Raw genomic sequence first — 19936 nt, 5'->3', positions numbered from 1 at the left:
GTGCTGAACGCACCGGAGGCATCGCCGACAGGCCGCAATTTCCTGACCGCGGTCGTGATCGTCGTAGCGCTGATCCTGCAAGTGTCGGTGGCCAACCGGCTGCCGCTGCCCGGCGGCGTGACCCCCGACCTGGTGCTGCTGACCGTGGTGGCGCTGGCGCTGGTCAACGGCCCGCTCGCCGGCCTGGTCGCCGGGTTCTGCGCGGGCCTGGCCGCCGACATCATCCCGCCCGCCGACCACACGATCGGCCGGTACGCGCTGGCCTACTGCCTGATCGGCTACATCTGCGGCCAGGCCTCCGACGAGATGGACCGGCAGTCGCTCGTGCCGTTCTTCGCCGTCGCGGCGGGCGCGCTGGCCGCCACCGTGCTGTACGCGGGGACGGGGATGCTCCTCGGCGACCCGCGCGCGAGCTGGACGATCGTGCGGCGGGTCGTGCCGCTGCAGGTGCTCTACGACGTGATCGCGAGTCCGTTCGTGGTGTGGGCCGTGTTGCGCGTGACCCGCCGCTACGAACGCGGCGAACGCCCGTCCCGTGACCGTGCCGCGGCGACCGCCGCCCGCTACCGGAGCGGAGTGGGGTCGCGCCTGTGAACTCGAGGACCCATTTCCGGCTCGTCGTGCTGTACGTGCTCGTCGGGGCGATGCTCCTGGTCCTGATGGGACGGCTGTGGTCGATGCAGGTGCTCAGCGGCGCGCACTACCGTGAGGTCGCCGCCGAGAACCGCACGCGCGACATCGTGGTGCCCGCCGTCCGCGGCATGATCCTCGACGGCATGGGCCGGCCGCTGGTCCGCAACCGCACCGCGCTGGTCGTCTCGGTCGACCGCACCTCCCTCTCCCGCCAGAAGGACAAGGGCAGGGGCGTCCTCGCCCGGCTCGCCGCCACGCTCGGCACCACCACCGCCGAGCTGGAGAAGAAGATCCGGCTCTGCAGCCCGACGGTCAAGCGGCCGTGCTGGCCCGGTTCCCCCTACCAGCCGATCCCCGTCGAGGACCGGGTCGACCCCAAGCGCGCACTCCAGATCATGGAGCGGCAGGAGGAGTACCCCGGCGTGACGGCGGCGGTCCAGGCCGTCCGCGAGTATCCCGAGCCCGAGGGCGCCGGGGCCGCCCAGGCCCTCGGTTACCTCCAGCCGATCACGCAGGACGAGCTCGACAAGCGCAAGGGCCTCAAGGTCACCGGCTACAGCGGCGTCGACCTGATCGGCAGGGACGGCCTGGAGGCCGTCTACGACGGTGACCTGCGCGGCGTCCCCGGCTTCCGCAAGGTCCTGGTCGACAGCCAGGGCCGGGTGACGGGCACCGCCCAGGAGAAGGCGCCGGTCGCGGGCGGCAACCTGGTCACCAGCATCGACGCCAAGGTGCAGGAGGCGGCCGAGAAGGCGCTGGAGAACGGGGTCAAGGCCGCCCACAGCCGGGGGAACAAGGCCGACTCCGCCGCCGCGGTCGTGATGGACGTGCAGAACGGCCGCGTCGTGGCGCTGGCCAGCTACCCCACGTACAACCCGACGATCTGGACCGGCGGGATCTCCGAGGACGAGTACGAGGGGCTCCTCGGCAAGAAGAAGGGCGAGCCGCTGATCTCGCGGGCCACCCAGGGCCAGTTCGCCCCCGGCTCCACGTTCAAGATCGCCACACTCACCGGCGCGCTCTCCGACGGCTACGACCTGCACGGCACCTACGACTGCCCCGGCTCGTTCATGGTCGGCAGCCGCGCGTTCCGCAACTTCGAGGGCCAGGGCCACGGCAGCATGAACCTGCACCGCGCGCTGGTGGTCTCCTGCGACACGATCTTCTACAAGTTCGCGTACGAGGCGTGGCTCCGCGACGGCGCCATGAAGCCCAAGAAGAACCCGTCCGATCCGATGGTCAAGATGATCCGCAAGTGGGGCTTCGGCTCCCGCACCGGGATCGACGTGCCGGGGGAGGCAACGGGCCGGATCCCCGACCGGACATGGAAGCGCGACTACTGGAACGCCACCAAGAAGGCCGACTGCAAGGCGGCCAAGGAGGGCTATCCCGACCTCGAACGCAAGGACCCGTCACGCGCGGCCTACGTCAAGTCGATCGCCAAGGAGAACTGCCTCGAGGGTTTCGCCTGGCGGGCCGGCGACGCGGCCAACCTCGCCATCGGCCAGGGCGACATGCTGATCACGCCGTTGCAGCTGGCCAGGGCGTACGCGACGGTGGCCAACGGCGGGCGGATGGTCGTGCCGAGGATCGCGCAGGCGGTCGTGCGGCCGGACGGCTCGGTCGCGCGCCGCGTCGAGACGCCCAAGGCGCCGCGGCTCCCGGTCGATCCCAAGGTGCTCAAGTACATCCGCGACGCCCTGGCCGAGGTGCCCACGAAGGGCACCGCGCGAGGCGCGTTCACCGGCTTCGACTTCAAGAAGCTCGCGCTGGCGGGCAAGACCGGTACCGCCGAGGTCTACGGCAAGGACGACACCTCGTGGTTCGCGTCCTACGGCCCGGCCAAGAAGCCGCGCTTCGCGGTGGTCGTGATGTTCTCGCAGGGCGGTACCGGCGGCGGGCTCGCGGCACCGGCCGTCCGGGAGATCTGGGAGTCGATGTACGGCCTGGCCGGCAAGAAGCCCGCGCTCAAGGACGGCAAGCTCCCCGCCACCCTGCCCAAGCTGCGCTACGGCGGCATCGGAGCCCCCTCATGACCGGCGCCAGCATCGTGCTTGGCGGCACGGGAGCGACTGGCGGCGGCGTCGTGCCTGGCGGCGGCGTCGTGGCCGGCGGCGGTAGGGAGGTGGCGGTGTGATCGGGGGGATCAGTGGCGCCGGATCGGTCGGCGGCTACGGCGAGCGCGGTGTCTGGCAGCGGCGCCTGGCGGCGGTGCGCGGGCTCGACTGGACGCTGATCCTCGCCGTGGTGGCGCTCTCGGTGATGGGCGCGCTGCTGGTGCGGGCCGCCACGTTCCCCCTGCTGACCGAGCAGGGAAAGGACCCGGAGGGCTTCCTCAAGCGGCACATCCTCAACCTGGTCATCGGGTTCGTGCTGGGCGGCGTCGTGACCGTGCTCGACTACCGGCTGCTGCGCGCGTACGTGCCGATCCTCTACGGGCTGGCGTGCGTCGGGCTGGTGCTCGTGCTGACGCCGCTCGGCTCGACGATCAACGGCTCGCACTCGTGGATCGTGATCGGCGGCGGGTTCCAGCTCCAGCCGTCGGAGTTCGCCAAGGTCGGCCTGGTGGTGCTGCTCGCCATGATCCTCGGCGAGCCGCGCGACGGCGAGGTCGGCCCGGGGCGGCGCGACATCCTGCTGGCGCTGGGCCTGGCGGGGGTCCCGGCCGCCATGATCCTGGCGCAGCCCGACCTGGGCACGACCCTGGTCTTCGCCGCCGTGGTGCTCGGCATGCTGGCCATCTCGGGCGTGGGCAAGCGCTGGCTGATCGGGCTGGTCGGCGGCGCGGTCGCGATCGGCTTCACGGCGTGGTCCTCGGGCCTGCTCAAGCCCTACCAGCTCGCCCGTTTCACGGCGTTCCTCGATCCGTCGGCCGACCCGCGCGGCGCGGGCTACAACGCCCAGCAGGCCCGGATCGCCATCGGCTCGGGCGGCGTGACCGGCAAGGGGCTCTTCAACGGCGAGCAGACCGGTGGCCACTTCGTCCCCGAGCAGCAGACCGACTTCATCTTCACCGTGGCGGGGGAGGAGCTGGGGTTCATCGGGGCCGCGGCGATCATCATCCTGCTGAGCATCGTGCTGTGGCGCGGGCTGCGCATCGCCACGCAGGCCGCCGACTTCTTCGGCACCCTGGTCGCCACCGGCGTGGTCTGCTGGCTGGCGTTCCAGACGTTCGAGAACGTCGGCATGACGCTGGGCATCATGCCGATCACCGGGTTGCCGCTGCCGTTCGTCTCCTACGGCGGCTCGGCCACGTTCGCCAACATGATCGCGCTGGGCCTCCTCCAGGCCGTCCATGTCCGCCGCCGCTTCGATTGACCCGCTCGGGCCGGTACGCTGGTCCGATCCCGCAAAATCCTTCCTGGAGGACTCCCCATGCCTGTTGAGTCGATCTTCCCGCGCCTGGAGCCGGTGCTCCCACGCGTGCAGAAGCCGATTCAGTACGTCGGCGGTGAGCTCAACTCCCAGGTCAAGGACTGGGACGAGGCGCAGGTCCGCTGGGCCCTGATGTACCCCGACGCCTACGAGGTCGGGCTGCCCAACCAGGGCGTGCAGATCCTCTACGAGATCCTCAACGAGCGTGAGGGCGTCCTCGCCGAGCGCACCTACAGCGTCTGGCCGGACCTCGAGGCGATCATGCGGGAGCAGGACATCCCGCAGTTCACGGTCGACGCGCACCGGCCGGTCGCGGCGTTCGACGTCTTCGGCGTCTCGTTCTCCACCGAGCTCGGCTACACCAACATGCTGACCGCGCTCGATCTGGCGGGCATCCCGCTGGTGGCCGCCGACCGCGGCGACGAGCACCCGATCGTGCTGGCCGGCGGGCACGCCGCGTTCAACCCCGAGCCGATCGCCGACTTCCTCGACGCGGCGGTGCTCGGCGACGGCGAGGAGATCGCGCTGGCGATCACCGAGGTCGTCCGCGAGTGGAAGGCCGAGGGCTCGCCGGGCGGGCGCGACGAGCTGCTGATGCGGCTGGCGGCGTCCGGCGGCGTGTACGTGCCGAAGTTCTACGACGTGACCTACCTGCCGGACGGGCGCATCCAGCGCGTCGCGCCCAACCGGCCCGGCGTGCCGTGGCGGGTCGAGAAGCACACCGTCATGGACCTGGACGAGTGGCCCTACCCCAAGAAGCCCCTGGTCCCGCTGGCCGAGACCGTCCACGAACGGTTCAGCGTGGAGATCTTCCGCGGCTGCACGCGCGGCTGCCGGTTCTGCCAGGCCGGCATGATCACCCGGCCGGTGCGGGAACGGTCGATCACCACGATCGGCGCCATGGTCGACGAGGGCCTCAAGCAGAGCGGCTTCCAGGAGGTCGGCCTGCTCAGCCTGTCCAGCGCCGACCACAGCGAGATCGGCGAGGTCGCGAAAGACCTGGCCGACCGCTATGAGGGCACCAACACCTCGCTGTCGCTGCCGTCCACCCGGGTCGACGCGTTCAACATCACGCTGGCCAACGAGTTCTCGCGCGGCGGGCGCCGGTCCGGGCTGACGTTCGCGCCCGAGGGCGGCTCCGAGCGCATGCGCAAGGTGATCAACAAGATGGTCACCGAGGACGACCTGATCAGGACCGTGACCACCGCGTACGAGAACGGCTGGCGCCAGGTCAAGCTCTACTTCATGTGCGGGCTGCCCACCGAGGAGGACGCGGACGTCCTCGCCATCGCCGACATGGCCAAGCGCGTGATCAAGGCGGGCCGCGAGGCCACCGGCCGCCGCGACATCCGCTGCACGGTCTCCATCGGCGGCTTCGTGCCCAAGCCGCACACCCCGTTCCAGTGGGCCGCCCAGTGCGACCACGAGACCGTCGACCGGCGGCTCAAGGCACTCAAGGACGCCCTGCGCGGCGACAAGGAGTACGGCCGCGCCATCGGCCTGCGCTACCACGACGGCCAGCCCTCGATCGTCGAGGGCCTGCTGTCCCGCGGTGACCGCCGGGTCGGCCAGGTGATCCGCGCGGTCTGGGAGGACGGCGGCCGCTTCGACGGCTGGAGCGAGCACTTCTCGTTCGAGCGCTGGCTGGGAAGCGCCGACAAGGTCCTGGCCGGGCACGGCGTCGACGTCGACTGGTACACCACCCGCGAGCGCGACGAGGTCGAGGTGCTCCCGTGGGACCACCTCGACGCCGGTCTCGACCGCGAATGGCTCTGGCAGGACTGGCAGGACGCGGTCGACGAGACCGAGGTCGAGGACTGCCGCTGGACCCCCTGCTACGACTGCGGCGTCTGCCCCACCATGGGCACCGAGATCCAGATCGGCCCCACCGGCAAGCGCCTCCTCCCCCTCTCCGTCGTCTGACCGGGGGTCGTCCGACCCGCCTCATCCGGCGGGCGTCGTCCGGCCGGTGTCGGCCGATCGGGGTCGTCCGGCCAGGGAATCGAGGCTGTCGAGGCGTTCGCCACAACGAGTCATGCGCTGCCTGTAAGGGGATACGGGAGTTCCGGCGGAGGCGCCGGGCGCAACGGGGCCCCGGGCCCCGTACTCTATAGGGAGACGTTTTCGACTCGACGCGAGTAGGAAGGACGAGTGCCCTGGCTCCCATGCCGGAGGGCCCTGCGCCGGCCCCCGTGGTCCAGCGCCTGCGCGTTCGCTATGCCAAGCGCGGCAGGCTGCGGTTCACGAGCCATCGCGACATTTCCCGGGCCGTGGAACGCGCCGTGCGGCGTGCCGGGATTCCTGTCGCGTTCAGCGCGGGATTCACTCCGCACCCCAAGATCTCGTATGCGGGTGCGGCGGCGACAGGGGTGGCCAGTGAGGCCGAGTACCTCGAGATCGGGCTCATCGAGCCCCGCGACCCTGCGCGGGTAAGGGCCGATCTCGACGCCGCGCTGCCCGACGGTCTCGACATCGTGGATGTCGTGACGGTCCGGCCGGTGCGCACCGGCGACGCCCAGGCCAAGCCCGGCGCGCTGGCGGATCGGCTCGAGGCTTCCGAGTGGCGGATCCGGCTGGACGGTGTCGCCTCCGACGACGCCGCCGCGGCCGTGGCCGCCTTCTTGGCCGCCGCCGAGATCGAGGTGGAACGCCTCACGAAGAAGGGACGACGCCGTTTCGACGTCCGTGCCGCCGTGTCCGCTCTCGAGCTGGACCGGCGTGCCGAGGAGACGGCCGATGCCCCTTGTGCGATACTTCGAATGGTTGTTCGGCATACCACACCTGCCGTACGACCCGACGACATCCTCACCGGACTGCGCCAGGTCGCCGACCTCGCGCCGCCGTCACCGCCATTGGTGACCAGGCTGGCGCAGGGGCCCCTCGACGCGGGCACCGGTGGCCTCGCGGATCCGCTGGATTCCGACCGGGAGAACGACCAGCCGTCCGGCGATGATGCCGGAGCGGCGCCTGGGTCTGCTCTCCCGATCTCCGGCGAAGCCATGAGCGCGGGTGGCGTCAGCGCCTGATCGAACGGGCCGAAGCCGTGGCGCCGCCACGGAACCGGCCTTCAGGGACGATCGGCGCACCCCCGACGACTTTGTCGTCGCTGCCGGGCCACCGCCCGGACGCGACGGCGCCGACGACTGACGGAGTGTTCCCGTGCGGCGCACCGCACCGATCCGCCCGAGGCGGAACGGCCGGTCGCGCCCGGGAGCCTGACGGGAGATTGCCCGCATGCTTGATAACGAAGCCGATTCGGCGAACGCCGAAGGCACCGATAACGCGACCGACGCGACTAACGCGACGACCGGCGTGAAGACCACGAGGACGCGCCGCCGGGCGGCCAGCCGCCCGGCCGGTCCACCGCCCGAGATCGACGACACCCCGCCGCCGACCGCGACCACCGCGGCCGCGGCGGCGGCCGCCGCGTCGGAGACGCCGCCTCCGCCACCGGCCGCCGAGGCACCGGAGGAGGCCGCGTCCGGCGAGGCCGCGCCGGCCAGGAAGACCACCCGCACCCGGACGAGCCGCGCGAAGACCACCCGGTCCAAGGCCGCCGAGACACCCGCCGAGGCCTCCGCGGATCAGCCGGACGAGTCAGCCGGGCCGGGCCGAGCCGGCCGGGCAGCGAAAGCCTCAGCCGCTGGTTCCGCCGGGTCCACTGGCGCCGCCGGTTCCGGCGCCGCGACTGCTGACTCCGGCACCGCGGCCACCGACGCCGCAGCCGCTGACTCTGCTGCCTCCGCCGCCGACTCCGGCGCCCCGGTCAAGGCCACCCGGACGCGCACGCGCCGCAAGAGCGCCGCGGCCGCCGAGGCGACGGCCGTTCCCGCGATCCCCGCCGTTCCTCCCGTCCAGCCGGCGGACGAGGACGAGGACGAGGCCGCCGCCGGGGGAGTGCCCTCGGTGAGCTTCCAGCCGCCCATGGTCGTCTTCCAGGCGCCGGAGCCCGCCGCCGCGCCGACCAAGGCCAAGGCCAAGGCCAAGCCCAAGGACGAGCCGCCGAAGGACGCCGACCGCGACGCCGCCCAGGCCGAGGACGAGACCGACGAGGCCGCGTCCGAGCAGGACGAGGACGACGAGTCGGGCGACAAGCCGTCGCGCCGCCGCCGGCGCAGGGGCGGCCGCGGCCGTGGCCGCACCGGCAAGGAGGGCGAGGACGAGGGCGGTCCCGCCGACGAGGCCGAGACCGAGGACGCCGAGCCGGCCAAGAGCCCGAAGGCCTCCCGGTCCCGCAAGGCCCAGGAGACCAAGGACGAGCAGGCCGCCGAGAGCGACCAGGCCGACGACGGAGACGACTCCGACGAGGACGACGACTCGGCCGGCGGTTCGAGCCGCCGGCGTCGCCGCCGTCGCCGCCGTACCGGAACGTCCGACGCCGACGGCTCCGACGACCCGCCCAACACCGTCACCCACGTCCGCGCCGCGCGAAGCGCCGAGTCCCGCGCCGCCGAGGACGAGGTGCAGTCGGTCCGCGGTTCGACCCGCCTGGAGGCCAAGAAGCAGCGCCGCCGCGAGGGCCGCGAGCAGGGCCGCCGCCGCCCGCCGGTGATCACCGAGGCCGAGTTCCTGGCCCGCCGCGAGGCCGTCGAGCGCGTCATGGTCGTCCGCCAGGAGGGCGAGCGCACCCAGATCGCCGTTCTTGAGGACGACGTGCTCGTCGAGCACTACGTCAACCGCGCGACGCACCAGTCGTACGTGGGCAACGTCTACCTCGGCAAGGTCCAGAACGTGCTGCCCTCGATGGAGGCGGCGTTCGTCGACGTCGGCAAGGGCCGCAACGCCGTTCTGTACGCGGGCGAGGTCAACTGGGACGTCGCCGGCCTGGAGGGCCAGCCGCGCCGCATCGAGTCCGCGCTCAAGTCCGGCCAGTCCGTCCTGGTGCAGGTCACCAAGGACCCGCTCGGCCACAAGGGCGCCCGCCTGACCAGCCAGGTGTCCCTGCCGGGCCGCTACCTGGTCTACGTGCCCGACGGCTCGATGACCGGCATCAGCCGCAAGCTGCCCGACAAGGAGCGCAGCCGGCTCAAGTCGATCCTCAAGAAGGTCATGCCGGAGAACGCCGGTGTGATCGTCCGGACCGCCGCCGAGGGCGCGACCGAGGAAGAGCTCTCGCGCGACGTCTCGCGCCTGGCCGCCCAGTGGGACAACATCCAGAAGCAGGTCAAGACCGCTTCCGCGCCGTCCCTCCTCTACGGCGAGCCGGACCTGACCATCCGCGTCGTCCGCGACATCTTCAACGAGGACTTCACCAAGCTCGTCGTCTCCGGCGCCGACGCGTGGGACACGGTCGCCGACTACGTCCAGTACGTGGCGCCGCACCTGGCCGACCGCGTCGAGCGCTGGGAGGGCGACCAGGACGTCCTGGGCGCCTACCGCATCGACGAGCAGATCGCCAAGGCCCTCGACCGCAAGGTCTGGCTGCCGTCCGGCGGTTCCCTGGTCATCGACCGCACCGAGGCCATGACGGTCATCGACGTCAACACCGGCAAGTTCACCGGCCAGGGCGGCAACCTCGAGGAGACGGTCACCCGCAACAACCTCGAGGCCGCCGAAGAGATCGTCCGCCAGCTCCGGCTGCGCGACATCGGCGGCATCGTCGTGATCGACTTCATCGACATGGTCCTGGAGAGCAACCGCGACCTGGTCCTGCGCCGCATGGTCGAGTGCCTCTCGCGGGACCGTACCAAGCACCAGGTCGCCGAGGTCACGTCCCTCGGCCTGGTGCAGATGACCCGCAAGCGCGTCGGCCAGGGTCTCCTGGAGGCCTTCTCCGAGACCTGCGAGTCCTGCAACGGCCGCGGCATCCACGTTCACCTGACGCCTGTCGAGCCCAAGCCGGACGGCAAGGCCACCAAGGAGAGCGGCCGCCGCCGCAAGCGCAAGGGCGACGTCGAAAGGGCCGTCGAGGAGAAGCTCGCCAAGGCCGAGGAGCCCGCCGAAGAGGCCGCCGCCGACGCCGCCGAAGCCGCGGTCGAGGCCACCGAGACCGTCCCCGGCACCCTGGAGCCGGGCTCGGCCGAGGCCGACCTCAACGGCACCGCCCCCTCCGACGAGGAGGCCGCCGCGAGCAACGGCCGCCGCCGCAGCCGCACCCGCCGCCCGCGCGCCAAGGCCGAGACCACGACCGAAGACTGACGCACCACCCCGAGCGATGGCCTCGGCTGCCCAAAGCAGCCGAGGCCATCGCCATTCCACCCCACAAGGCACAGAACGCGAGTCGCTGAACACACGTACGGAAATGCGCTTGTGCGGCCTGCGGCCTGCGTGATGCGTGGCCGGCGGCCCCGTTCGGCCGACAGGCGAGATCACCTCGCGATGGTGTGGAAGCCGCCTTTCAGCGGTGGTTCGGCGTGGCCGAATCGTTCCGCGACGAGCCGGTCGGCCCAGCGGTGTAGTGCGTCCCGCACCGGCGGGTGGCTCAGACCGGCGGCGGCCGCCAACGTGTCGGCGGAGGACGTGTCGTAGCGATCCTCGGAGAGAAAGGTCAGCGTCTCCGGGTCGGCCCGGGTCACCGCGCGGGGGAGCCGCCGTACGAGGCCGAGCGGCAGGATCATGCGCGGCGCGCGGACGCCGAGGTGCTCGGCTAGGAGCGCGATCAGGTCGGGTAGGAGTGGAGTGGCGTCGTCCAGGAGCCAGTGCGCGCTGTAGGGCTCATGGTCATGCTCGGGGACGGCGGCCATGAAGCGGGCGAGATGGTCGACGGTGACGACGGGCACGAACGTCCGGCGGGTGCCTGCGAGCGCCGGGAGTTTTCCGTTCCACAGGCTTTCGACCATGTTCGCCAGGCCGATGTACTGTCCCGCTTCTCCGGTGAGCGAGTGCCCGATCACCGTGGCGGGGTTGACGATGGTCAGCGGAATCTTCTCTTGCGCGGCGATGAGCCGTACCGCCGAGTCTCCCTCGCGCTTTGACGCCTCGTACGCGCCATGGCGCCGGTAGAGGTCGGTCAGCGCGTCGGGGTGGGGGAGCGTGTCCGCGACGCGGTATCCGGACACGTGGATCAGCCGTCGCAGGCGCGGGCGTGTGGCAGCCCAGCGGACGACGTTCACGGCGCCGTCGACATTGGCTCGCCGGGCTTCGTCGCGGCCCATGCCGAAGCGGTACGCACCAGCGGCGTTGTAGACGTCCCGCACCGAACTCAGCCGGTCCTGATCCTCTGGATCGAAGCCGAGTCCCGGCCGGGTGATGTCGCCGGTGACGACGGTGAGCGCGCGTTCGTCGATGTCGTGGTCACGTAGCCATTTGCGCAGTTCGGCGCCCCCGGTCCGGACGGTCACGGCGACCGATCGTCCTTGGGCGAGCAATTCCGCCGTCAGCCACCGGCCGATGAGACCGGTCGCGCCGACGACCAGGGTGTCGGGTTCGTTGAGCATGAGCCTCTCCTATTAGACCGATCTACATATTTTGCCGATGGCTGTGGACGATCTCGGGCTCGCGTCGTATCAGGCGTTGAGCAGGATGACGGCGGTACGCCGTGCCCGTTCGATGGGCGTTCGGCTGCGCTGGGCGCGGGCCAGTACCAGCGCTCCCTCGATCAGCGACAGCAGGGACGAGGCCAGGTCGCCGGCCTCGTCGGGGGTGCGGCCGTCGGCGGCCAGCCGGTCGGCGAGCGCCCGCTGCCAGCCGGTATAGGCGTCCGCGCAGACCTTCTGCAGCGAGTCGTTGGTGGCCGCCACCTCCAGGGCGACCGTGGCGATCGGGCAGCCCTTGGTGTAACCGGCCTCCTCCATCCGGTCGGCGAGGGCGTCCATCACCGCCTCGATCAACTCCCTCGTGCCGGGAAGGGCGTCCGCGAGGCCGCGGATCAAGTCGTCGATCTCCTTGCCGGAGGCGGCCAGGGCCTCAGCGGCCAGCTGGTCCTTGCCGCCGGGGAAGTGGTGATACAGCGAGCCTCGCGGGGCCTTTCCGGCCTCGAGCACCTCGTTGAGCCCCACGCCGAAGTAGCCCCGCGCCTCGATCAGCGTGCGCGCCGCTGCGATCAGCCGAGCCCGTGTCTCATCACCCTTGACCGCCATACCGGCAAATTAGACCGATCTACATAATCTGTCCAATCGTGCTGGTCCGCTACGGTCGTACGTATGGCTGGAGACGACACCTCCCGGGCCGACGCTGAATTCAAGCTCGCCGCCACTCGCTACCAGGACGCCCGCCGGCAGGAGGAGGACGCCAGGGTCGCGCTCTTCGACGCCGCGGCCGAAGCCGTCCGTTCCGGCACGAGCGTCGAGGAGCTGGCCGCCGAGACGCCGTTCAGCGCCGCCGAGCTCCGCCGTCAGCTCCATGACCGGGGCGTTGACTGACCGGCCGCGTTCGTCGGAGGCGGTAACGCGACGGCCGGGACGTCCCTAGTCGCTCAGATCTCCGTAGGACTCGAGCAGGCGGCTCAGCATCGACGCGAGCTGCTGGTCCTCTCCATCGGCCAGTGCCTCCAGGAGGCGCGCCTCGTTCGCCAGATGGAGCGGCAGCACCCGGTCGATCACCTCCAGGCCGCGCGGGGTGAGCCGGATCTTCACCGAACGCCGGTCGCCCTCGTCGCGTACCCGGGTGACCAGGCCCTTGGCGTCCATCCGGTCGACCCGCAGGGTGATCGCCCCCGTGGTCACCAATGAGGCCTTGAGGAACGCGCCGGCGGTCAGCTCGTAGGGCTCGCCCGATCGCCGCAGCGTCGACAGCATGTCGAACTCCCCGGGTTCGAGGTCGTGCCGCGCCAGGAAGTCCTTGATCTCCTTGTCCCACAACCGGGAGATCCGCATGACCCGGGCCACCACGGCGAGCGGCGAGACGTCCACGTCGGGGCGTTGCCGCCGCCACTGCTCGATCACCTTTGACACCGCGTCGGCCATGGAACCCCCAATAGGTGAGCGCTCATCTACTTGACAGTCATATAAGTGATAATTATCTTAGCGCTCATCTTATCAGTGCTTGAGGAGTTGTCATGTCCTACCCAGATCCGCGCTACTTCGGAGAGAAAGGCGAGGTCAACGCGACCTTCCGGGCCGCCACCACCGAACCGGACTTCATCTCGACGCCGGTGACCTCGGCCGGCCCCACCGTCGGCCAGGGCACTGCGTACCACTACCTCTCCACCACGGTCTCCACGAACGGCGAGTACGGCTTGTACCGGGTGGAGATGGGCCCCGAGGTGGGCGGCCCGGCCACCCACTTCCACAAGGCGATGTCGGAGTCGTTCTTCATCCTGTCCGGCACCATGCGCCTCTTCGACGGCGAGCGCTGGGTCGACGCGACGTCCGGCGACTACCTGTACGTGCCGGTCGGCGGCCTGCACGCCTTCCGCAACGAGTCGGGAGAGCCCGCCTCGATGTTGATGTTGTTCGCCCCCGGCGCCCCGCGCGAAGAGTACTTCGAGGGCATCACCGGACTCGCCGGCATGACCGACGAGGAGCGAGCGGAGTTCTTCGTACGCCACGACAGCTTCTTCGTCTAGGAATCGAGGGGCGCAGGCAAGGCCCGTCCTGTGGGGCGGCTGGGGGAAAGTGATCCATCGCTCCGGGTGATACCGGAGCGAAAGGAGATCAAATGCCCCCCAGACATACCGCCCGCGCCGCACTCGGCGCGGGCCTCATCGGAGCTCTCGTCCTGCCGCTCGGCCCGGCCCTCCCGGCGGGCGCCGCCGCGGCCCCCGCCGCCGCGGCGCCCGCCTTCGCCGGGCCCGCGCGGACCGTGACGCTCCTTACCGGCGACGTGGTGACGGTCCGGCCGGTCAAGGGCCGCCTGCCGCTCGTGTCGGTCACTCCCGGCAACGGCCGGAAGAACCGGATGTTCAGCACGAGCATCCGCCCCGACGGACACGTGACGGTGCTGCCCGCCGACGTGACCGGGCTGGTCGGGAAGGTGATCGACCCCGCGCTGTTCGACGTCACCGGGCTGATCGAGCAGGGGTACGACGACGCGCGCAGCCGCGAGCTGCCGCTGATCGTCCAACGCTCGGGAACGGCCCGCGCCAAGGCCGCCCTCGGCGGGAACCTGCGGGAGACCCGGGCCCTGCCGAGCATCGGCGCGGTCGCCGTCCGCCAGCCGCGGGCCAAGGCGCCCGACCTGGGCAACGCGCTCGCCGGGCTCCGCACGTCCCCCCGCGCGCCGACCACCGGCGTCAAGCACATCTGGCTCGACCGCAAGCTCAAGGCCACCGGCCTCCCCGCCGGTGCCCGCCCGGCGACGGCCGCCCGGCCCGGCAGTGCGCGGGCGGCGGCGAAGCTCGACCGCAACCTGACGCAGGTCGGGGCACCGCGGGCATGGGGCGCCGGGGCCACCGGGCGCGGAACCAAGGTCGCCGTGCTCGACACGGGGGTGGACGCGAACCATCCGGATCTCAAGGGACGCGTCGCCGAGACGGCGAACTTCAGCGAGTCGCCCGACACGGTGGACCGGTTCGGGCACGGCACGCACGTCGCCGCGACGATCGCCGGCACCGGCGCCGCGGCCAAGGGCGAGCGCAAGGGCGTCGCCCCGGACGCCGAGCTGCTGATCGGCAAGGTCCTCGACGACGAGGGCAACGGAACGGACTCGGGCGTGCTCGCGGGCATGGAGTGGGCCGCCGCGCGCGCCAAGGTCGTCAACATGAGCCTCGGCGGGGACCCGTCCGACGGCACCGACCCGCTGGCCGAGGCCCTCGACGGCCTGACCCAGAAGCACGGCACGCTGTTCGTCGTGGCGGCGGGCAACGATGGGGCGATCTCCTCGGTCGCCACCCCGGCGACGGCCGACGAGGCCCTCGCGGTCGGCGCCGTCGACGGATCCGACAAGCTCGCCGAGTTCTCCAGCCGCGGCCCGCGCACGGGCCGGTACGCCGCCAAGCCCGAGATCGTCGCGCCCGGCGTCGACATCGTCGCCGCCCGCGCCGAGGGCACCAGGATGGGCAAGGCGCTCGACGCCGAGTACACGTCCTCCTCGGGCACGTCCATGGCGGCGCCGCACGTCGCGGGCGCCGCGGCGCTCGTCCTGCAGAAGCACCCGGACTGGACGCCGCAGCAGATCAAGGCGGCGCTCGTCGGCTCCGCCGACCCGGCCACCGGCGGCGACGCGTTCGAGCGGGGTTCCGGCCGCCTCAGCGCGAGCACGGCGGTGACCGCGCCGGTCGTCGCGGCCATGGCCGCACCGCACCTGGGAACGTCCGCGTACCCCGCGCACCCGGCGCTGTCCGGCAAGATCGGCTGGAGGTCCACGGCGGGCGCGGTCTCGCTCGATCTGTCGGTCAAGGTCACCGATCGCGAGGGCACGACCATCTCCGGCGTGGCGTCCCTGCCCGCGAAGGTGGACGTCCCGGCGGGCGGCAGCAACCATGTCGCGCTGGACGTCACGCCGCCCAAGGCCCCGGGCCTCTACACGGCGGAGGTGACGGCCAAGGGCGCGGGCACGACCGTCCGCACGCCCGTCACGTTCTACGTCGAGCCGCCGAGTCACACCCTCACCATCGTGGCCAAGCCCCTCCCGAACTCGCCCGAGGGGAAGACCACGGCGCAAGCCGAGATCATCAACCTCGCCGACACCGCGATCTACAGCGACTGGACCGAGGTCAGCACCGAGGGGACGACCCAGGTGCGCGTGCCCGCGGGCCGCTACGGCGTGCTCGGCAAGGTGTACGACACGGACGGCAACAGCGAGGTCATGCGCGGCGCCATCGCCGGGACTCCCGAGGTGCTCGTCGACCGGGACCTCACGGTCACCCTGGACGGATCCGCGGCGAAGCCCGTCAAGGCGAGCGTGCAAGGTGTGGAGACCAATGGGAGCACGAAGTCGGCAGCCCTCGTCCGGTCGCTCCGGCAGGGCTCCTGGGCCACTTTGCTCTACAACGGCCTGGCGGAGGGCGATTCGGTGTACGTCCAGCCGATGGGCGGTGTCCAGACCGGCGGCCTCAAGGCGTACGGCGGCCACCGGCTGACCGCGCCCGGGAAGGTGTACGACCTGATCGAGTCCTTCCCGACCGGCAACCCCACGACCGTCATCACCCCGGCCGACCGGTCGCGGATGGCCCAGGTGGAGCAGCGGTTCGCCGCGTTCGACGGCGACACCTCGGTGCCCATGCGCGAACGGCGCACCGGAACCACGCCCGAGGGCCTGCAGCTGGCCGACTCGTCCAGCGAGGTGCCGGCCGGATCCACCCGGACCGACTACCTGCTGGCGCCGGCAGGCACGCTCTGGTTCGGCTATGGAGCTCCCGGCACGATCGAGTGGGCCGACCTCCCACCGGCCTCCGAGTTCAAGCCGGGCAGCAAGACGACCTTCACCTGGGGCCGCCAGCCGCTGCGGCCGGGCCCCGCCAACCAGCCGAACCTCACCGGCAACATGTGCCACCCCGCGCCGACGGCCCGCACGCGGGGCGAGATGACGATCGGGCTCGTCGACGTGCAGGCGCGTCCGGACGGCTGGGACTGCATCCTCGACGGCGTCAAGGGCCAGCACATGGTGCTCAGCGCGGACGGCAAGAAGATCGGCGAATACTCCGGCGACAGCCACGACCGTCCCGCCCGCTTCGCTGTTTCCCCCAGCGCGGCGAAGTACGAGCTGACCTACGAGAACGACGCGTCCGACGTCCTGCCCGTCTCAGTGCGGACCTCCACGAAGTGGACGTTCCGTTCGGCGGCGCCGTCGGGCCAGGAGAGCGCGCCCCTGCCGCTGGTGACCGTGGACTATGACCTGGCGCTCGACCTGCTGGGCAAGCCCACGGGCAAGCCCGCCACGTTCGCCGTCCCGGCGGGCAAGAGCCTGAAGCTGTGGACGTCCCTGGACGACGGTAAGACCTGGCAGCCCGCGCAGGTCACCTCCTTGGGCTCCGGCCGCTTCAGCGCGCCCCTGCCCAAGATGACCTCCGGCCAGGGCATCTCCCTCCGCGTCCACGCCACGGACGCCAAGGGCAACGCCATCGACCAGGACATCATCCGCGCCTACAGAATCCGCTGACGAAAGGGCCCCGCGCGATCACCCGTGTCGCGCGGGGGCTCGGCGAGCCCAAAAGCAAAGCCCTCACTACGCTCGGACAGCCTCAGAGGGGCTCGCGCCCCAAACCCCAGGCCGGGGGGAACCCCCAGACCCCCACCCCCTCAGCGGTACACCCCCTCAACCCCGGAGCTCGCCAGATAGTGAAAATGCGTGCGGTCACACGAGCGCACCCGTACTCGCGCTTTGATCACGACGAGCCCATCCCGGACCGCACTCGCACTGTGCGATTAACAGGCCAGCTCAAGGCTCACTCTGCCGGAGTCCCCCCGGCACTCGCTGCGACCCGTCCATGCTCAGCGGAGCAACTGTCACTTATGATTGCGCGATGTCGCTCACGGCGCGCTGGATTCGGCTGCTGATGGTGGGGTTGGCAGTCGGCTTTGCAGGCGCGGCCTTCGCAATCCGCGCCGCGATGGACGGACCCATCGAACAGTACTCAGGCGCTGCATTTTCCGGTGCCATCGTCTACACGATAGTGGTCTTCATAAGGCCGTCGATCTCCGCGCTGTCGGCTGGCAGCATCACGGTCGCATACTGCTGGTTCATCGAGTTCGCACAGCTCACCCCCGTGCCCGCGGCGCTCTCCCAACGCAGCCGGCTCGCGCGCCAGCTGCTGGGCGCCCAGTTCGACCTCGTCGATGTCGCCTGGTATCCCGTCGGTGTCATCCTGCTGGTCGCCGCGCATCGGATCCTCCGCGCCCGCACAGGCCCCGCACCCGTTCTCACGTCATGACCATGAACGGTGATGGAGAACGGGCGACCCCGCGGGCCGACGATCCGAGGTCCTCATCCAGGGCCGCGCGACGCCTGCTCGATCTCGGACATCTGCCGCTCCAGCTCCGCCTCGGTGCGGGCCTTGAGCATGTGACCGCCTCCGCCGATCCAGACTGGATAGGCGATGAAGCGCGTCTCGTAGACCGACCAGATCACCATCCACCGCCCCCGGTGCTTCAGCCGTAGATCTTCTGCCCGCTCTTGTGGAGTTTGAAGAACATTGTCGTTATTGCCGTTGTTGTATCGCCTATCAAAACTCATCGCGCCCGCCCTTTGTTGCTTCTTCGTCCTTTCCTCATCTGCTGACAGCGTGCGCTTTCGCGGGCTGGCTTGGCTACGCGAGCCGGGCAAACTAAACAATGCTGGAGCGAAGATGCAGATGCGGCCAGGGTTTGTCACCGTCCGCATCGTTCCTCGCGAGGTCGGTGCCCACGCCGGTCGGGACGGCTCCTTCAAGATCATGACCGCGAACGGTTCCGATGTCGTCTACGCCGCCGCGCACGGTGGTGGACGCCTTGTCCAGGACTCAACCGAGATAGCCTCGTATCGGGTGTGGTTCGACCTCATCGGGGATGTGGCACTCCCCAAGGCCATCGGTGTCCGGGACTCCAAGGCCGTCGACGCCGGACAGCTGTCCCTGTCGGCTGGGAGCTTCGCTGATCTTGTCGCCCGCGTGAAGCGGGACGAGTTGACCCTCTGATCGACGGCTCTTGAAGATCGTCGACCGCGGCGGTCGGTCCTTGCCTGCGGATTCTCTTTCGAGGGTGTCAGCTTCGCTTGGGGCGTAGTGCGCTGGGGCCTGTACGGATCACCGAGCTGAGGGTTCGCCACCACGGGCGAGCGGGGTCGGGGTCGAGCCCTGCCGCCATGCGGTGGAGCTGATCGGCGTGCCACAGCAGGTTCAGCGCGCTGTCCACCGGCCGGAGGTCGGTGAGGCGTCCGAGCAGGCCGCGGGCGCCGACACGGATGTCCGGGGCGTCCAGCCGTTCCTGGCCGCGTTCGAGGAGGGCTCTGGGGGCGTCCGGGGTGATGCAGGCGGGGCGTCCGATGCCGACGATGTCGCAGTCCTGAGCGGCGAGGGCCTGTTCCATCGCGGTGCGGGTGCGGAAGCCCCCGGTGACGGCGATCGGCACCTGGCCGGCGATGTCACGGACGGTCCGGGCGTAGTCCAGGAAGTAGGCCTCGCGTGCGCGGGTGGACTCGGCCAGCACGCCCATCATGGCCGGAGCCTCGTAGGAGCCGCCGCTGATCTCGATGAGGTCGATGCCCTCGGCGATCAGGGCACGGACGACCTCGCGGGACTCCTCCTCGGTGAACCCGCCGCGCTGGAAGTCGGCGGAGTTGAGCTTGATGCCGACGGAGAATCCGGGGCCGACGTTCGCGCGGATGGTGCGCAGGATTTCGACCACGAAGGCGCGGCGGCGTTCGGGATCGCCGCCCCAGGCGTCGTCGCGCCGGTTGGACGCGGGGGACAGGAACTGGGTGACGAGGTAGCCGTGCGCCCCGTGGATCTGTACTCCGTCGAATCCGGCGGCCTCGACGACGGCGGCGGCGCCGCCGAACCGCGTGACGATCTCGCGGATCTCCTGGTCGGTGAGAGCGCGGGGTCTGGCGGCGCCGGGGACGCGGGCGGCGATCGCGCTGGGCGCGACCGGACGGTGCCGTCCGGTGCGCTGGTTGGCCTGGCGGCCCGGGTGGTTGAGCTGCACCCAGATCGGCCCGCCGCGTTCGTGGTAGATCTCGGCCCACCGGGCCAGTGCGGCCAGGTGGCGGTCGTCTTCGACGATGACCTGGCCGGGCTCGCTCAGGTGCCGGTGATCGACCATGACGTTCCCGGTGATCAGCAGGCCGTATCCGCCGCCGCCCCATCTGCGGTAGAGGTTGGCGAGGCGGGTGCCGGGGGCGCCACCGGACTCGGCGAGGCCCTCGCTCAACGCCGACTTCAGCATCCGGTTGGGCAGGGTCGGTCCCGAGCGCAACGACAGGGGAGAGCCCAGGCGTCCGCCGCGGCCGGTCGGGGCGAGAGTCATGGCTTTCTCCTTGCGGCCGGTGCCGCTGCGCCGGCCTGCGTCCGGTCGTGGCGCAGCCCGGCTCCACGGCATCGATTCGGCCTTGGCATCACTTGACATCGTCAAGTGATGCTTGATGATGTCAAGTAGCAGGCAAGGTTGTGACACTGTCAAGTCGGACGATCCAC

The 19936-nt window shown here is 70.8% G+C and carries 16 protein-coding genes; 11 read left to right on the top strand and 5 right to left on the bottom strand.

The features are described from left to right. The 6 genes from mreD to ACGFNU_RS29775 all read left to right on the top strand — a co-directional run bounded on the left by mreD (position 1) and on the right by ACGFNU_RS29775 (position 10146). Positions 1-594, top strand: coding sequence for a rod shape-determining protein MreD (mreD, locus tag ACGFNU_RS29800; RefSeq protein ID WP_392598898.1), 594 nt, complete (start codon positions 1-3; stop codon positions 592-594). Next, a complete protein-coding gene (gene mrdA, locus ACGFNU_RS29795) occupies positions 591-2669 on the top strand; it encodes a penicillin-binding protein 2 (protein WP_392598896.1) in 2079 nt (692 codons plus the stop codon). Before mreD ends, mrdA begins: the two co-directional genes overlap by 4 nt. Positions 2670-2766: 97 nt before the next feature. Beyond that, positions 2767-3951 (top strand): rod shape-determining protein RodA, encoded by a 1185-nt coding sequence (rodA, locus tag ACGFNU_RS29790; RefSeq protein ID WP_392598894.1) that lies wholly within the window; start codon positions 2767-2769, stop codon positions 3949-3951. 57 nt (positions 3952-4008) lie between these two features. Continuing rightward, positions 4009-5931, top strand: a complete 1923-nt coding sequence (locus tag ACGFNU_RS29785; RefSeq protein WP_392598892.1) for a TIGR03960 family B12-binding radical SAM protein — start codon at positions 4009-4011, stop codon at positions 5929-5931. A 242-nt stretch (positions 5932-6173) separates the two neighbouring features. Further along, positions 6174-7034 (top strand): TIGR03936 family radical SAM-associated protein, encoded by an 861-nt coding sequence (locus tag ACGFNU_RS29780; RefSeq protein ID WP_392598890.1) that lies wholly within the window; start codon positions 6174-6176, stop codon positions 7032-7034. A 208-nt stretch (positions 7035-7242) separates the two neighbouring features. Then, on the top strand, positions 7243-10146 hold the full coding sequence (locus tag ACGFNU_RS29775; protein WP_392598888.1) for a ribonuclease E/G: 2904 nt from the start codon (positions 7243-7245) through the stop codon (positions 10144-10146). Positions 10147-10316: 170 nt separating this feature from the next. Here the strand turns inward: ACGFNU_RS29775 and ACGFNU_RS29770 are convergent, their stop codons facing one another. After that, positions 10317-11384 (bottom strand): SDR family oxidoreductase, encoded by a 1068-nt coding sequence (locus tag ACGFNU_RS29770; protein ID WP_392598886.1) that lies wholly within the window; start codon positions 11382-11384, stop codon positions 10317-10319. A 69-nt stretch (positions 11385-11453) separates the two neighbouring features. Next, positions 11454-12026 carry a TetR/AcrR family transcriptional regulator gene (locus ACGFNU_RS29765; protein WP_392598884.1) on the bottom strand — a complete coding sequence of 191 codons (573 nt, stop codon included), beginning with the start codon at positions 12024-12026 and terminating at the stop codon, positions 11454-11456. A gap of 63 nt (positions 12027-12089) precedes the next feature. Here ACGFNU_RS29765 and ACGFNU_RS29760 point away from each other — a divergent pair, with 63 nt between their 5' ends. After that, on the top strand, positions 12090-12308 hold the full coding sequence (locus ACGFNU_RS29760) for a hypothetical protein (protein WP_392598883.1): 219 nt from the start codon (positions 12090-12092) through the stop codon (positions 12306-12308). 45 nt (positions 12309-12353) lie between these two features. Here ACGFNU_RS29760 and ACGFNU_RS29755 read toward each other — a convergent pair whose 3' ends face one another. Next, positions 12354-12851 (bottom strand): MarR family winged helix-turn-helix transcriptional regulator, encoded by a 498-nt coding sequence (locus tag ACGFNU_RS29755; RefSeq protein WP_392598881.1) that lies wholly within the window; start codon positions 12849-12851, stop codon positions 12354-12356. 92 nt (positions 12852-12943) lie between these two features. On the opposite strand from ACGFNU_RS29755, the gene ACGFNU_RS29750 reads away from it, so the two are divergent. The 3 genes from ACGFNU_RS29750 (at position 12944) to ACGFNU_RS29740 (ending at position 17698) form a co-directional block, all read left to right on the top strand. Further along, a complete protein-coding gene (locus ACGFNU_RS29750; RefSeq protein ID WP_392598879.1) occupies positions 12944-13453 on the top strand; it encodes a cupin domain-containing protein in 510 nt (169 codons plus the stop codon). 92 nt (positions 13454-13545) lie between these two features. Beyond that, positions 13546-16926 carry a S8 family serine peptidase gene (locus ACGFNU_RS29745; RefSeq protein WP_392598877.1) on the top strand — a complete coding sequence of 1127 codons (3381 nt, stop codon included), beginning with the start codon at positions 13546-13548 and terminating at the stop codon, positions 16924-16926. Positions 16927-17290: 364 nt separating this feature from the next. Next, positions 17291-17698 (top strand): DUF2809 domain-containing protein, encoded by a 408-nt coding sequence (locus ACGFNU_RS29740; protein WP_392598876.1) that lies wholly within the window; start codon positions 17291-17293, stop codon positions 17696-17698. Between the two features lie 53 nt (positions 17699-17751). Here the strand turns inward: ACGFNU_RS29740 and ACGFNU_RS29735 are convergent, their stop codons facing one another. Continuing rightward, on the bottom strand, positions 17752-18147 hold the full coding sequence (locus tag ACGFNU_RS29735) for a hypothetical protein (RefSeq protein ID WP_392599759.1): 396 nt from the start codon (positions 18145-18147) through the stop codon (positions 17752-17754). Between ACGFNU_RS29735 and ACGFNU_RS29730 the strand changes: the two genes are divergently transcribed. Beyond that, a complete protein-coding gene (locus ACGFNU_RS29730; RefSeq protein ID WP_392599741.1) occupies positions 18113-18439 on the top strand; it encodes a Scr1 family TA system antitoxin-like transcriptional regulator in 327 nt (108 codons plus the stop codon). The two genes, ACGFNU_RS29735 and ACGFNU_RS29730, sit on opposite strands and share 35 nt — an antisense overlap. Before the next feature lie 67 nt (positions 18440-18506). Here the strand turns inward: ACGFNU_RS29730 and ACGFNU_RS29725 are convergent, their stop codons facing one another. Continuing rightward, positions 18507-19769 carry an NADH:flavin oxidoreductase/NADH oxidase family protein gene (locus tag ACGFNU_RS29725; RefSeq protein ID WP_392598874.1) on the bottom strand — a complete coding sequence of 421 codons (1263 nt, stop codon included), beginning with the start codon at positions 19767-19769 and terminating at the stop codon, positions 18507-18509. Positions 19770-19936 lie beyond the last annotated feature (167 nt).

Origin of the sequence: Spirillospora sp. NPDC048911, from assembly GCF_043198015.1 — a bacterium.
In the GTDB taxonomy this organism is placed as follows: domain Bacteria; phylum Actinomycetota; class Actinomycetes; order Streptosporangiales; family Streptosporangiaceae; genus Spirillospora.
The sequence above is the reverse complement of the archived record's forward strand: the minus strand, read 5'-3'. Positions and strand labels throughout refer to the sequence as shown.

What these genes read in the sequence shown, in the direction of transcription:
- ACGFNU_RS29785 (WP_392598892.1), top strand. Translation starts at nt 4,009, where the DNA reads ATGCCTGTTGAGTCGATCTTCCCGCGCCTGGAGCCGGTGCTCCCACGC.
- ACGFNU_RS29760 (WP_392598883.1), top strand. Translation starts at nt 12,090, where the DNA reads ATGGCTGGAGACGACACCTCCCGGGCCGACGCTGAATTCAAGCTCGCC.
- ACGFNU_RS29770 (WP_392598886.1), bottom strand. Translation starts at nt 11,384, where the DNA reads ATGCTCAACGAACCCGACACCCTGGTCGTCGGCGCGACCGGTCTCATC.
- ACGFNU_RS29755 (WP_392598881.1), bottom strand. Translation starts at nt 12,851, where the DNA reads ATGGCCGACGCGGTGTCAAAGGTGATCGAGCAGTGGCGGCGGCAACGC.
- ACGFNU_RS29735 (WP_392599759.1), bottom strand. Translation starts at nt 18,147, where the DNA reads ATGCGGACGGTGACAAACCCTGGCCGCATCTGCATCTTCGCTCCAGCA.
- ACGFNU_RS29745 (WP_392598877.1), top strand. Translation starts at nt 13,546, where the DNA reads ATGCCCCCCAGACATACCGCCCGCGCCGCACTCGGCGCGGGCCTCATC.
- ACGFNU_RS29765 (WP_392598884.1), bottom strand. Translation starts at nt 12,026, where the DNA reads ATGGCGGTCAAGGGTGATGAGACACGGGCTCGGCTGATCGCAGCGGCG.
- ACGFNU_RS29750 (WP_392598879.1), top strand. Translation starts at nt 12,944, where the DNA reads ATGTCCTACCCAGATCCGCGCTACTTCGGAGAGAAAGGCGAGGTCAAC.
- ACGFNU_RS29775 (WP_392598888.1), top strand. Translation starts at nt 7,243, where the DNA reads ATGCTTGATAACGAAGCCGATTCGGCGAACGCCGAAGGCACCGATAAC.
- ACGFNU_RS29740 (WP_392598876.1), top strand. Translation starts at nt 17,291, where the DNA reads ATGTCGCTCACGGCGCGCTGGATTCGGCTGCTGATGGTGGGGTTGGCA.
- ACGFNU_RS29730 (WP_392599741.1), top strand. Translation starts at nt 18,113, where the DNA reads ATGCAGATGCGGCCAGGGTTTGTCACCGTCCGCATCGTTCCTCGCGAG.
- ACGFNU_RS29725 (WP_392598874.1), bottom strand. Translation starts at nt 19,769, where the DNA reads ATGACTCTCGCCCCGACCGGCCGCGGCGGACGCCTGGGCTCTCCCCTG.
- ACGFNU_RS29780 (WP_392598890.1), top strand. Translation starts at nt 6,174, where the DNA reads ATGCCGGAGGGCCCTGCGCCGGCCCCCGTGGTCCAGCGCCTGCGCGTT.